Here is a 12895-nt window from a genome sequence, read left to right on the forward strand (position 1 = left end):
CACGTCGAGCCACTCGCCGGCGCGCACCACGGAGGCAAACAGGCGCAGCTGGCCGCAGGTGCGGCCGCGCTCGCCCTCCAGGCGTGCCCGGGGCAGGCCGGTCTCGGCCATGGCACGGGTGATCAGGTCATCGCCCAGGGCCTCGATCTCGGCGGCGATGGCCTCGAGGAAGGCCGCGCGGTCCGCCAGCGAGCTCTCGCGGTACGTGGCGTAGGCGGTCTCGGCGAGCCCGCAGGCCCGGGCGACCGCGTCGCGGTCCAGGCCCGGGTAGTCCGGGGCCAGGGCCTCGCCGCTGGCCGGGTCGATGGCGCGGATGACGGCCTGGTCGCCGGTGACGGCGCTTTGGCCGATCAGGGAAGTGCCTTGTGGGGTCATGCTGTCTCCCTTGGTTTGCGGGTTCAGTTTTCCTGATACTGCGCGTACATGTTCCGGGCCCGGTTGAGGTGCTGGAACATGGTCTCCTTGGCCGCCTCGCCGTCGCGGGAAAGGATCGCCTCGAGGATATAGGCGTGCTCCTCCTGGACCCGCAACAGATAGCGCTCGGAGGCGGCCGGGTTGATATCGATGCTGAGTAGCTTGGCCCGCGGAATGCCGCTGGGGCTGAGCTGCTCGTAGAACTGCTCGAAGAAGGGGTTATGGGTGGCACGGGCGATGGCATGGTGGAACTCGAAGTCCTCCACCCTGGCCAGGGACTTCTCCGCCTGGGCCTTGATGAAGGCGGCATGCGTAGCCTCGATGAGGCGGCGATCCTCGTCGTCATGACGCAGGGCGGCCAGTTCCGCCGCCGCCGGTTCCAGGGCCAGGCGCAGCTCTAGGACATGCAGGATATCCTCCACCGTGGTCGGGTTGATCCGCTCCGCCGGCCGTGCCTCGACGGCCGTCGAGCGCAGCACGGTGGTGCCCACCCCGCGACGCGTCTCGACCAGCCCCAGCGACTTGAGATGGGTGATCGCTTCGCGGATCACGGTGCGGCTGACGCCGAAGGAGTCGCACAGCCGGTTCTCGGTGGGCAGCTTCTCGCCCACCTTGACCCGCTCCTGGAGGATCAACGCCTCGAGCTGGTCGGCGACATGGGCGGAGAGGCTGCCCTGTCTCCCCACCTTGTGTAGATTGAACCGTGCTGTTTCTGCCGGCATGTCCATCCCCTCTGCCATGAAAAATCCCCCCGACCAAAAGTATGACTTTTAGTCTAGCAGCCGAGTCGCCCTCAACGCACCAGCGCCGGCCGCTTGGGATCGAACTCCCAGCCGGGGATCAGGTACTGCATGGCCATGGCGTCGTTGCGCTGGGTCACATCGAGGCTCTGGTAGAGGCGGTGGGCCTCCATCAGCTTCTCCTCGTCCAGCTCGACGCCCAGGCCCGGCGTCGAGGGCACCTTGAGCTTGCCGTCGCGGATCGGGAACGGGTTCTTGGTGATGCGCTGGCCGTCCTGCCAGATCCAGTGGGTGTCGATGGCGGTGATCTCGCCGGGGCAGGCCGCGGCCACATGGGTCATCATGGCCAGCGAGATATCGAAGTGGTTGTTGCTGTGGGAGCCCCAGGTCATGCCCCACTCGTTGCACAGCTCGCCCACCGCCACGGCGCCCTGCATGGTCCAGAAGTGGCAGTCCGCCAGCGGGATATCCACTGAGTTGAGCTGCACGGCGTACTGCAGCTGCTTGAAGTCGGTGGCGATCATGTTGGTCGCGGTGGGCAGGCCGGTGCGCTTCTTGAACTCGGCCATGGTCTCGCGGCCCGAATAGCTCTCCTCCTGGCCGCAGGGATCCTCGGCATAGCTCAGCAGGTCGCGGATCGGCGTCAGCACCCGCACCGCCTCGTCGAGCTTCCAGGCGCCGTTGGGGTCGAGGGTCAGGCGCGCTTCGGGGAAGGCTTCGTACAATGCCCGGATGCAGTCGGCCTCCTCCTCGCCGCGCAGCACGCCGCCCTTGAGCTTGAAGTCCTTGAAGCCGTAGCGTTCATAGGCCGCCTTGGCCAGGTTGGCCACCGCCTCCGGGGTCAACGCATCGCGGCAGCGCACCTCGTCCCAGGCATCCTGAGGATTCTCGGCCTTGGGATAGGGCAGATCGGTCTTGGCCGGGTCGCCGAGCAGGAACAGGTAGCCCAGGGCCTCGACCTCGTCGCGCTGGCGGCCGTACTGGCCCAGCAGGTCGGCCACCGGCATGCCCAGCGCCTGGCCATAGAGGTCGTAAAGGGCCGACTCGAGGCCGGTGATCACGTGCACCGCCACGCGCAGGTCGAAGGTCTGGCGGCCCCGCTCCTCACGGCCGTTCTGTGCCAGCAACAGACGGACTTGATTCAGCGTTTGCTTGATATCGTTGATCCGCGAGCCTTCCACCAGCTCGCGACACTGCTCCAGCCCCTTGAGGATACCGGCGCTGGAGGGGATCTCCCCGACCCCCTGGTTGCCGGCGTCATCTTCCAGGATGACGACACAGCGGATGAACCAGGGCGCGTGCCCACCGCTGAGGTTCAACAGAAAGCCGTCATAGCCGGCCACGGGAACCACGCGCATGCTCTTGATCTTCGGAAACATCTGTCTCTTGCCTCTTGAATTATCGGCCCAGGCGGGATGCCTTCCTGTTGGGCTCAGGTCACGGGTGCCGGATAGAACAGCACCAGGTCGTTGTCGTCGGGGTGGACCTTGATGATCTTGCCTTCGAAAGCGCTCATAGGGTTCCTCTTCGATACACCAAGGGTCGATCTTCAGCTGAGCAGTTCCTGACGACGCTTGGCGCGGCTCTTCAGGCTCATCACGACCGAGAACACCACCGAGGCCAGGATCAGCAGCCACAGCACCACCGCGATGGGACTCTTGGTGAAGAAGATCGAGAAAGTACCGAAAGACTCGAGACTCTTGACGAAGTAGACCTCCGCCTGACTGCCCAGGATGAAGCCGATGATCAGCGGCGCCACCTCCAGGCCGATCTTCTGGATCAGGTAGCCGAGGATGCCGAATAACAGCAGGGTCCAGACATCGAACATGATGCCGTAGTTGATGGCATAGGCCCCCACCACGCACATCATCACGATGATCGGATAGAGGATGTGCTTGGGCACCATTACCACCTTGGCGATATGCTTGATGGCATAGAACATCAGGAAGAACATCACGATGTTGGCGAACACCAGCGCCGTCATCATGATGTACCAGGTCTCGGAGTTCTCGGGGATGAACAGCGGCCCCACTTGGATACCCTGGAGGGTGAAGGCCCCGATCAGTACGGCGGTGGTGGAGTCGCCGGGAATCCCCAGGGAGAGCAGCGGAATCAGGGCGCCACCGGTCAGGGCATTGTTGGCCGATTCCGAGGCGATGAGGCCCTGAGGCGCGCCCTTGCCCATCTGCGAGGAATCCCGCGCCAGGTTCTTCTCTTGGGTATAGGCCAGCACGGAGGCAGCACTGCCGCCAACGCCCGGCAGCATGCCGACGAAGGTCCCGATGAAGGAGGAACGCACCAGGTTGGTCAAGCGACCCTTGAAGATCGAGAGCGAGAAACTGCCTCCCTTGCCGATCTTGATGCGCTCATTGGCCAGCTCGCTCTTCACCCCCTTCTCGGACTCGAGCAAGATGGTGGAGATGCCGAAGATACCGATCAGCACCGGCAGCAGCGAGAAGCCCTCGAACAGGTAGGGCTCCATGAAGTCGAACATCAGCCGCGTCTTGCCATTGCCGCCATCGGAGATGCTGTAGTCACCGATCAGGCTCAGCCAGATGCCGATCACCCCGCTGAAGATGCCGATCAGCATGCTGCTCGACAGGGAGGCAATGACACTCAGGGCCAGCAGGATGATCAGGAACTTCTCCACGTAGGAGAACTTGATCGAGAAGTCGGCCAGCATGGGGGCGAACAGGAACAGCACGGCGGCACTGATCAGCCCCCCGACGACGGAGGCGATGACACTGACCCGCAGGGCCTTCTCCCCCTCCCCCTTGCGGGCCATGGGATAACCGTCGAAGGTGGTGGTGATCGAGGACGGCGTGCCGGGAATGTTCAGCAGCACCGCCGGCACCATGCCCCCCGAAATGCCGCCCACGTAGAGGCCCAGCAGGAGAGCCAGGCCGTGGTGCAGGCCAAGGGCATAGGTCAGCGGCAGGCAGACCGCCACCGCCATGGTGGCAGTCATGCCGGGAATCGCGCCGAAGATGATGCCGATCAGGGCCCCGAATCCGACGAGAAGAAAGAAGGTAATATCGAGAAGTGACAGGAATTCCATGGCGACACTCGCTTCGGTCACGGCAGGGTGATGTTGAACAGCTTGGCCAGGATGAACCAGGCCAGGCCGGGGGCGACGATGGCGTTGATCGCCACGATGATCACAGCCTTTTTCGTCCACTCATGCATGTACATGAGAGACATGAGGAAGACGAACGCGATCGAGACGAACAGGAAGCCATACCCCGTGTAGGGGAACATGTTTCCCACCACCGCCATCAGATAGAAATACGCCACGATCAAGGCGAGGGTGCCGAAGAAGCGGAAAGCATCCATGGGCTCACCCACGATGGGCAGAGTGCGCTCTCCCCGTTTCACCGCGACCAGGAAGGGGGCCACCTTCGTCACCAGGATCAAGGCGAACAATCCCGCCATGATCCAATGGATGATCGTCGGGAAGAACAGGTGAGAAGTCTCGAAATCGATCGAGACGTTGAGCAGACTTGACAGACCTGATTCCATAGCGGCTCCGGCGATAGGCAGGAGGACGCCTCCTGCCCATCATTATTCTATAGCGATTCACACCCTACGGTGAGGACACCGGCGGCATGGGCCACCGGTGCCCGGATCGCTTACTTGATGTTTTCGATGATGCCTTCGTAGCGAGACATCTTTTCGTACAGGTACTCCGAGGCCTCTTCCGAAGGCTTGAAGTTGGGGATGAAGAAGGAGTTCTTCTGGACCTCCTGGATCTCGCCCGCGGCATAGATCTCGGTGAGCGCCTCATCGATCTGCTCGACGATGCCCGGATCCATGTCCTTGTTGTAGAGGAAGAAGAATTCCTTATCGAAGGTGAAGGTCTCGTCGTCGCCCATGGTGACGTGCACGTTGGGCTCGACGTACTCCAGCAGCTGCTCGCGGGTGGTCTTACCCAGACCATTCTCCGGCGCCTGCTCGATGGTCCCTTGGCGAGCCGTCAGCCAGACGAAACGCATGGCCTTCTGGTCGTCCTCCGGCAGGCGGGTGTACTGCTCGTTGGCCTGTACCGAGCCATGGATCATGTCGACCTGATCGTCGAAGAGCTGCTGGTTCTTGTCCGACTGGGAGCCGGTGTTGACGGCGACCAGGTTGTCCTCCTGGCCCGGGTGCTCGATGGCGATGGCGTTCTTCAGGGCACTGAAGCCGATCTCGGACACGCCACCCGGCTGGATCGCCACGCGCACGGTCTCGCCATCGCCCACCGCGGCGATGATGTCGTTCAGGGTCTCGTACGGGGAGTCCTTGGGCACCAGGTAGGCATTGCCCGGGTTGATCGCCACGGTCGGCCCGATCGTGTATTTCTCGAAAATATCGTAATACCCTTCCACGCCATACAGGTAGCCCAGGTAGGACTGATCGTGGAAGATCATCAGGGTGTTGCCGCGCGAATCCCGATCCAGGGTGCGGAATGCCGAACTCGCACCTACGGCATCGACCTTCATGTTGAGATCGAGCTGTTCGGCCAGCTTGTCCACGACGATGGTGGAGTTCTGGTAGGTGTCACCCCCGGTCGACGTGGAGCCGATCACGACCCGGACGTTGCCGCGCAGCTGGCCCTCCTGGGCCATGGCGATCCCGGTGCCGAAGGCCAGCGACGCCATCACGACGGCCGAGCCCAGTCCTGCCAGGGTCTTCTTGGAAACGGTCATGCTTTCACCTCTTTCTGCTGGTTGTCGATTTATAGTTGCTTGGCGATACCCACCAGCGTCTCGAGCTGCTGGTGCTCCTCGGAAGTGGGCATGCTCAATGGCGCGCGCACGCTGCCCGCCGGACGCCCGATGATCTCGGCGCCGGCCTTGATCAGGCTGACGGCATAGCCCCTCTTCCGATCCCTGAGGTCCACGAAGGGAATGAAGAAGTCGTTGGTGATCTGCTTGACGGCTTCACTATTGCCCTTGCGCAGTTCCTTGTAGAACGTGACGGCCATGTCGGGCACGAAGTTGAACACGGCCGAGGAGTAGGTGTTGACGCCGATGGACAGATAGGCCTCGGCGAAGATCTCGGCGGTGGGCACGCCGCCCACGTAGACCAGGCGATCGCCCACGGTCTTGACGATCTTGTTCAGCGCCTGGATGTCGCCCTTGCCGTCCTTCAGGCCGACCAGGTTGGGGCAGGCCTCGGCCAGCGCCTTGACGGACTCGGCGTCGAGGATACCGTTGCCGCGGTTGTAGTAGATGACGTTGAGCCGGGTCGAGTCGCAGATCTGCCGGGCGTACTCGACCAGGCCGTCCTGAGGGCACTCGGTCAGGTAGGGCGGCATCAGCAGGATACCGTCGGCGCCGGCCTCCTCGGCCGCCTCGGCGAAGGCCTTGCCGCTCTCGACGCTGAGCCCGGCGCTGGCGATCACCGGCAGCTTGCCGTCCACTGTCTCCACGGCGACGCGCACGATCTCGCGGAACTCGTCGAGCGACAGGCTGAAGAACTCACCGGTACCGCCGGCCACGAAGACCGCGGAGATGTCGTGGCTGATGAACCACTCCAGCCGCCGGCGATAGCTCTCGGCGTCGAAACGGCCCTCCTGGTCGAAGTCGGTGATGGGAAACGACAGCAGGCCGTCACCGATGGCTTGCACCACTGCTTGTCTGGAAAACTTCACGCAACCGTCCTCTTGCTTATCGGGGCCAGGGACTCCCCGACCGCCTCTACGGGTGACTGACAACGCCTCGTTGTCATACATCATACAAACTAATCGTCACTTCCAGCCTCGGCAAGCTCGACTGGCCAAATTGCGACTAAAGTTGGAGAGAGGCTCGGACTGAGACGTCGCCAGCTGTCGGCGGTACCATAGGCGGCCATCGCGACCCCACCACGGAGCCCCTGGATGGACCTCGGCGACCTGCTGCTCGACAGCCTCGACATCACCCTGCCCGTCTTCGTCATGGTCTTCGTGGGCTACCTGCTCAGGCGGTTCGGCATGCTCGGACACGACTTCGTGACCACGGCCTCGCGCCTGGTCTTCCGCGGCTCCATGCCGGTGATGATCTTCCTCAGCATCATCGCCGCCGACCTCGACACCACCCTGAATCCGCGAATGCTGGGCTTCTTCGCCGCCACCACCCTGGGCGGCTTCCTGCTGAGCTGGTGGTGGGCCCACCACCGGTCGGGCATCGCCGATCGCGGCGCCTGTATCCAGGGCGCCTTTCGCGGCAACTGCGGAATCGTCGGCCTGGCCCTGGCGGCCGGCATGTACGGCGAGGCGGGCCTGTCGACGGGTGGGCTGCTGCTGGGGGTGGTGATCCTGACCTACAACGCCTTCTCGGTGATCGCCCTGGCGCATTACCGGCCCGGCAGGCACGCCGACTGGCGCAGCATCCTGGGGCATATCCTGCGCAATCCACTGATCCTGGCGGTATTCACCGCCCTGCCGGTGGCAGCACTGGACCTGAAGCTGCCGGGCTGGCTGGCGACCTCCGGCGACTACTTCGCCTCCATGACCCTGCCCCTGGCGCTGCTGTGCGTGGGCGCCACCCTCTCCCCACGGGCCCTCCGTCGCTCGGGCTGGATCACGGTGGAGACCGGCCTGATGAAGATGGTGGTGCTGCCGGCCCTGGCCACCGGGGCCGCCTGGCTCGCCGGCTTCGAGGGGCGCGAGCTAGGGGTGATGTTCCTGTTCTTCGCCAGCCCCACCGCCGCCGCGGCCTTCGTGATGGCCAAGGCGATGGGCGGCAACGCCGTGCTCACCGCCAACATCATCGCCCTGACCACCCTGATGGCCAGCGTGACCATCACCCTGGGGGCCTTCAGCCTGAAGGCCGCCGGGGTGATCTAGGCGAGATCCGCCGGCGCGGTAAAGCGCACCAGCCGTGCACAGTCCGCCGCCCACACCTCGGCCTCCAGCTCGGCCACGGCGGCGGTGGGGAAGCCCGGGCCGCGATCGCTGCGCCCCTCCACCAGCAGGCCGGTGAGCGCCCCGACCAACGGCATATGGCTCACCAGCATCAGCGGGCCCTGCCCAGCCTGCTCGAGCAGCCAGTCGACCACCGCCTGGGGCGGATCGTCGGGGGTGAGGATCGACAGCGACTCGACCTCGTGGCCGAGGGCCTCGGCGATGGCATCCGCGGTCTGCCGCGCCCGCCGGTAGGGGCTGGCCAACAGGCGCAGGCCGGCCAGGTCGTCACGGCCCGCCAGCCAGGCCCCCACCCGTCGGGTCTCGTCCAGGCCCCGTTCGGTCAGGGGGCGATAGATGTCGGGGCTGCCCGGGCTCGCCTCGCCGTGGCGCATGATCAGCAGTCGCTCAGCCATGGGGGCCCTCGTCGTCGCGATGGGCCTGGCGCACGTCCTCCCGGGAGAGGATGAACTCCACGTCGCTGCTCTGCTCGCCGAGCATCAGCATCCGTGCCATCTCCTGGGCCGGCACGCCCTCGAACAGCACCTGGTAGAGGCCCTCGGCGAGCGGCATGTAGACACCGTCCTCGCGGGCCTTGTCGCGGACCAGGCGCACGGTGTTGACCCCTTCCGCCACCTGGCCCAGCGCCTCGACGGCCTCGTCCAGGGTGCTGCCCTCGCCCAGGGCCTGGCCCACCCGGTAGTTGCGCGACAGGCTCGAGGAGCAGGTGACGATCAGGTCGCCGACCCCGGCGAGCCCGAGGAAGGTCATGGGGTTGGCGCCCTGGTCCACGGCGAAACGGCTCATCTCGGCCAGCGCCCGGGTCATCAGCATGCTGCGGGTGTTCTCGCCCATGCCCAGCGCCGCCGCCATGCCGGCGGCGATGGCGTAGATGTTCTTGAGCGCCCCGCCCAGCTCGACGCCGTAGCGGTCGTTGCTGGCATAGACCCGGAAGTAGTCGCAGCCCAGGGCGGTCTGCACCCGGGTGCGGGTCTCGGGGTCGTCGCTGGCGATCACCGTGGCGGTGAGCTGCTTCTGGGCAATCTCCGTGGCCAGGTTGGGCCCCGAGATCACGCCGATATGCGGAAAGCCGGTCTCCTCCTCGAGGATCCGGCTCATCAGCTTGAAGCCCTCTTCCTGGATCCCCTTGGTGGTACTGACCAGGATCTGGCCGGCATGGAGCCAGGGCCGTGCCTGGCGCACCACATCGCGGAAGGCCTTGGAGGGAATCGCCACCAGCACCAGGTCGGCCCCCTCGAGCACTTCCGCCATCACCGTGGAGGCGACCACGGCCGGGTTGATGGCGTAGTCGGGGAGGTAGCGGCCGTTGCGGTGCTCGCGGTTGATCTGTGCCGCCAGGTCGGGGTCGCGCAGCCACTGCCGCACCCTGGCCCCGTTGTCGGCAGCGATGCTGGCCAGGGCGGTGCCGAAACTGCCGCCGCCGAGCACCGCCACTCGCATGGGTTCGTCTGACATGGTCGCCCCTGGAGGTTGAGGTTGAGGTTGAGGTTGAAGTGTAACGAAAAACGCCCCATCGAGGGGCGTGCCGTGGTGAAGCGGGAACCCGGGCCGACGATTCGCCCCGGGTGGAACGCCTCAGTCGATCAGGTGCAGCAGCGAGTCGATGCTCGCCCTGGCATCGCCATAGAACATCCGGGTGTTCTCCTTGTAGAACAGCGGGTTCTCGATGCCCGAATAGCCGGTACCCTGGCCGCGCTTGGAGACGAAGACGTGCTTGGCCTTCCACACCTCCAGCACCGGCATGCCGGCGATGGGGCTGTTGGGATCCTCCTGGGCGGCCGGGTTGACGATGTCGTTGGAGCCGATGACGATCGCCACGTCCGTATTGGGGAAGTCGCCATTGATCTCGTCCATCTCCAGCACGATGTCGTAGGGCACCTTGGCCTCGGCCAGCAGCACGTTCATGTGCCCCGGCAGGCGACCCGCCACCGGGTGGATGCCGAAACGCACCTCCTTGCCGGCGGCGCGCAGCTTGCGTACCAGCTCGCTGACCGCGTTCTGGGCCTGGGCCACGGCCATGCCATAGCCCGGCACGATGATCACGCTGTCGGCATCGTTGAGGGCGCCGGCCACGCCGGCGGCGTCGATGGCTACCTGCTCGCCCTCGATCTCCGCCGCCGGCCCCTGGCTGCCGCCGAAGCCGCCGAGGATCACGCTGACGAAGTTGCGGTTCATCGCCTTGCACATGATGTACGACAGGATCGCACCGGAGGAGCCCACCAGGGCGCCGGTGACGATCAGCAGGTCGTTGGACAACGTGAAGCCGATGGCCGCCGCCGCCCAGCCCGAGTAGCTGTTGAGCATCGACACCACCACCGGCATGTCGGCGCCGCCGATGCCCATGATCAGGTGGTAGCCGATGAAGAAGGCCAGCAGCGACATCAACAGCAACGTCCAGAAGCCCGCGCCGCTCAGGTAGAGAATCGCCAACAACAGCGACAGTGCCGCTGCCCCGGCATTGAGCATATGGCCGCCGGGCAGCTTGCGCGGCTTGCTGTCCACCTTGCCGGCCAGCTTGCCGAAGGCGATCACCGAACCGGTGAAGGTCACTGCGCCGATGAACACGCCCAGTACCACCTCGATCTGCAGGAAGGTGAGCTCCGCCGGCGTCTTGGTGGCCACCAGGGCGGCGAAGGCGGAGAAGCCCTCGGTCGAAGACTCCGCGAGCTGGGTAGCCAGCACACGGCGCCGCTCCAGGTCGGCGTTCCAGCCCACGAACACCGCCGCAAGCCCCACGAAGCTGTGCAGCGCCGCCACCAGCTGCGGCATCTCGGTCATCTCGACCTTCTTGGCCACCTGCACACCGATCACCGCGCCGACGATCATCATCGGCACCATCCACCAGTAGCCGCCGATGCCCGGTCCGAAGGCGGTGAAGAACACCGCCACGGCCATGCCGACGATGCCGTACCACACCGCCCGCTTGGCCTTCTCCTGGTTGCTCAGCCCCCCCAGGGAGAGGATGAACAATACACTCGCCGCGATCGCCGCGGCAGATACAAATCCCTGACTCAACATCTCGTCTCTCCGCCGCTCAGGATTTCTGGAACATGGCGAGCATCCGGCGCGTGACCTGGAAGCCCCCCACGATGTTGATGGACGCGATCAGTACCGCGATCGCGGACATCAGCACCACCAGGAAGCTACTCGAGCCGATCTGCAGGATCGCCCCGAGGATGATGATGCTGGAGATGGCGTTGGTTACCGCCATCAGCGGCGTATGCAGGGAGTGGCTGACGCCCCAGATCACCTGGAAGCCCACGAAACAGGCCAGCACGAAGACGATGAAGTGCTGCATGAAGGACACCGGTGCCACCTGGCCGAGCAGCAGCATCAGCGCCCCCCCTACACCGAGCATCGTGACCTGGCGCTTGGTCTGGGCCAGGAAGGCGGCATGCTCGGCGGCCTTCTTCTCCTCCGGTGTGGGCTCGGGTTCCTTGGGCTTGGGTTTGGCCGCGGCGATGGCCTTGACCTTGGGCGGCGGCGGCGGGAAGGTGATCTCGCCGGCGTGGGTCACCGTGGCGCCACGGATGACGTCGTCCTCCATGTCATGCACGATCTTCCCATCCTTCTCGGGGGTGAGATCGGTGAGCATATGGCGGAGGTTGGTGGCATAGAGCAGCGAGGCCTGGGTGGCCATGCGCGAGGGGAAGTCGGTGTAGCCGACGATGGTCACGCCGTTGTCGGAGACCACCTTCTCGTCGGCACGGGTCAGGTCGCAGTTGCCGCCCTTCTCGGCCGCCAGGTCGACGATCACCGAGCCGGGCTTCATCGCCTCGACCATGTCCGCCAACCACAGCTTGGGCGCGGGACGGCCCGGAATCAGCGCCGTGGTGATGACGATGTCGATATCCGGCGCCTGCTCGCGGAAACACTCGAGCTGCTTCTCGCGGAACTCGGGGCTCGAGGGCGCGGCATAGCCACCGCTCTCCGACCCGTCCTGGCTCTCGTCGAAATCGAGGAACAGGAACTCGGCGCCCATCGACTCGATCTGCTCGGCCACCTCGGGGCGCACGTCGAAGGCGCGCACCACGGCCCCCAGGCTGGTGGCGGTGCCGATGGCGGAAAGCCCCGCCACCCCGGCACCGATCACCAGCACCTTGGCCGGCGGCACCTTGCCGGCGGCGGTCACCTGGCCGGTGAAGAAGCGCCCGAAGTTGTTGCCGGCCTCGATCACCGCCCGGTAGCCGGCGATGTTGGCCATGGACGACAACGCATCCATCTTCTGCGCCCGCGAGATCCGCGGCACCATGTCCATGGCGATGACCGTCGCCCCCTGGGCGCGGCATGTCTCGAGCAGGGCCTCGTTCTGGGCCGGCCAGATGAAGGCGATCAGCGTCTGACCCTGGCGCAGGCGACCGGCCTCCTCCTCGGAGGGCTCGCGCACCTTGATGACCACCTCGGCCTCGCGCCAGAGGGCCTCGGCACCGTCGACGACGGTGACCCCGGCCGCCCGGTAGGCGTCGTCGTCGAAGCCCGCGGCAGTCCCGGCTCCGGCCTCGACGAGGCACTCGTGTCCCAGTTTCTGGATCTGCTGAGCGCTCTCGGGGGTCAGCGCGACGCGCGCCTCACCCTTGGCGAGCTCCCTGGGTGCACCAATCTTCACGTTGGATCTCCCGGTTGGTTATTGACATTTTGCATGCGTCAGACCGTGTATTCATACCTGACGATGCCGCATTGCACAACCGTCAGGAGAATGAGGGGCAGCCCTCGAATGTAGCACTATATGACTGACGAGTCAGGGAAAATCCGCATAATGACGTTGACGTAAAGGAGAGAAGGGCCAATCCCCTGACGCACGCAGGCCGCCCGAAGGCGGCCTGCGTGGAGGTCAAGTATCGCTCGATGAAGTGGTGGG

Annotated in this window: 12 protein-coding genes; 1 reads left to right on the top strand and 11 read right to left on the bottom strand. The window is 65.1% G+C overall.

Translation table 11 applies throughout. From position 1 onward, the window contains the following. From MKP05_RS09060 to kdgD, 7 genes are all read right to left on the bottom strand, one after another. Positions 1-375, bottom strand: a 375-nt coding sequence (locus MKP05_RS09060; RefSeq protein WP_240567994.1) for an aldehyde dehydrogenase family protein, incomplete at its 3' end; no start/stop codon positions are given. 23 nt (positions 376-398) lie between these two features. After that, entirely contained in the window at positions 399-1136 is a 738-nt protein-coding gene (locus MKP05_RS09065; protein ID WP_240567995.1) for a FadR/GntR family transcriptional regulator, read from the bottom strand. Between the two features lie 71 nt (positions 1137-1207). Beyond that, on the bottom strand, positions 1208-2533 hold the full coding sequence (locus MKP05_RS09070) for an enolase C-terminal domain-like protein (protein WP_240567996.1): 1326 nt from the start codon (positions 2531-2533) through the stop codon (positions 1208-1210). A 170-nt stretch (positions 2534-2703) separates the two neighbouring features. Continuing rightward, positions 2704-4212, bottom strand: coding sequence for a tripartite tricarboxylate transporter permease (locus MKP05_RS09075; RefSeq protein ID WP_240567997.1), 1509 nt, complete (start codon positions 4210-4212; stop codon positions 2704-2706). Positions 4213-4229: 17 nt separating this feature from the next. Further along, entirely contained in the window at positions 4230-4673 is a 444-nt protein-coding gene (locus MKP05_RS09080) for a tripartite tricarboxylate transporter TctB family protein (RefSeq protein WP_240567998.1), read from the bottom strand. A gap of 110 nt (positions 4674-4783) precedes the next feature. Beyond that, on the bottom strand, positions 4784-5839 hold the full coding sequence (locus MKP05_RS09085) for a type 2 periplasmic-binding domain-containing protein (RefSeq protein WP_240567999.1): 1056 nt from the start codon (positions 5837-5839) through the stop codon (positions 4784-4786). Between the two features lie 29 nt (positions 5840-5868). Next, entirely contained in the window at positions 5869-6786 is a 918-nt protein-coding gene (kdgD, locus tag MKP05_RS09090) for a 5-dehydro-4-deoxyglucarate dehydratase (RefSeq protein WP_240568000.1), read from the bottom strand. Positions 6787-7011: 225 nt separating this feature from the next. On the opposite strand from kdgD, the gene MKP05_RS09095 reads away from it, so the two are divergent. Next, on the top strand, positions 7012-7959 hold the full coding sequence (locus MKP05_RS09095; protein ID WP_240568001.1) for an AEC family transporter: 948 nt from the start codon (positions 7012-7014) through the stop codon (positions 7957-7959). Here MKP05_RS09095 and sixA read toward each other — a convergent pair. The 4 genes from sixA to MKP05_RS09115 form a co-directional block, all read right to left on the bottom strand. Next, complete coding sequence (gene sixA / locus MKP05_RS09100; RefSeq protein WP_240568002.1) at positions 7956-8432, bottom strand: phosphohistidine phosphatase SixA; 477 nt, start codon at positions 8430-8432, stop codon at positions 7956-7958. The two genes, MKP05_RS09095 and sixA, sit on opposite strands and share 4 nt — an antisense overlap. Beyond that, positions 8425-9492: an NAD(P)H-dependent glycerol-3-phosphate dehydrogenase gene (locus MKP05_RS09105; RefSeq protein WP_240568003.1), complete on the bottom strand. Its 1068-nt coding sequence runs from the start codon at positions 9490-9492 to the stop codon at positions 8425-8427. The genes sixA and MKP05_RS09105 overlap by 8 nt, the downstream gene beginning before the upstream one ends. A 120-nt stretch (positions 9493-9612) precedes the next feature. Further along, positions 9613-11055 (bottom strand): NAD(P)(+) transhydrogenase (Re/Si-specific) subunit beta, encoded by a 1443-nt coding sequence (locus MKP05_RS09110; RefSeq protein ID WP_240568004.1) that lies wholly within the window; start codon positions 11053-11055, stop codon positions 9613-9615. Between the two features lie 16 nt (positions 11056-11071). Next, a complete protein-coding gene (locus MKP05_RS09115; protein WP_240568005.1) occupies positions 11072-12643 on the bottom strand; it encodes a Re/Si-specific NAD(P)(+) transhydrogenase subunit alpha in 1572 nt (523 codons plus the stop codon). Between the last annotated feature and the right edge of the window lie 252 nt (positions 12644-12895).

It is taken from the genome of Halomonas flagellata (assembly GCF_022487945.1).
Classification (GTDB): domain Bacteria; phylum Pseudomonadota; class Gammaproteobacteria; order Pseudomonadales; family Halomonadaceae; genus Halomonas; species Halomonas flagellata.

Coding starts and splice junctions, on each gene's coding strand:
- MKP05_RS09065 (WP_240567995.1), bottom strand. CDS start 1,136: ATGCCGGCAGAAACAGCACGGTTCAATCTACACAAGGTGGGGAGACAG.
- MKP05_RS09070 (WP_240567996.1), bottom strand. CDS start 2,533: ATGTTTCCGAAGATCAAGAGCATGCGCGTGGTTCCCGTGGCCGGCTAT.
- MKP05_RS09075 (WP_240567997.1), bottom strand. CDS start 4,212: ATGGAATTCCTGTCACTTCTCGATATTACCTTCTTTCTTCTCGTCGGA.
- MKP05_RS09080 (WP_240567998.1), bottom strand. CDS start 4,673: ATGGAATCAGGTCTGTCAAGTCTGCTCAACGTCTCGATCGATTTCGAG.
- MKP05_RS09085 (WP_240567999.1), bottom strand. CDS start 5,839: ATGACCGTTTCCAAGAAGACCCTGGCAGGACTGGGCTCGGCCGTCGTG.
- MKP05_RS09095 (WP_240568001.1), top strand. CDS start 7,012: ATGGACCTCGGCGACCTGCTGCTCGACAGCCTCGACATCACCCTGCCC.
- sixA (WP_240568002.1), bottom strand. CDS start 8,432: ATGGCTGAGCGACTGCTGATCATGCGCCACGGCGAGGCGAGCCCGGGC.
- MKP05_RS09105 (WP_240568003.1), bottom strand. CDS start 9,492: ATGTCAGACGAACCCATGCGAGTGGCGGTGCTCGGCGGCGGCAGTTTC.
- MKP05_RS09110 (WP_240568004.1), bottom strand. CDS start 11,055: ATGTTGAGTCAGGGATTTGTATCTGCCGCGGCGATCGCGGCGAGTGTA.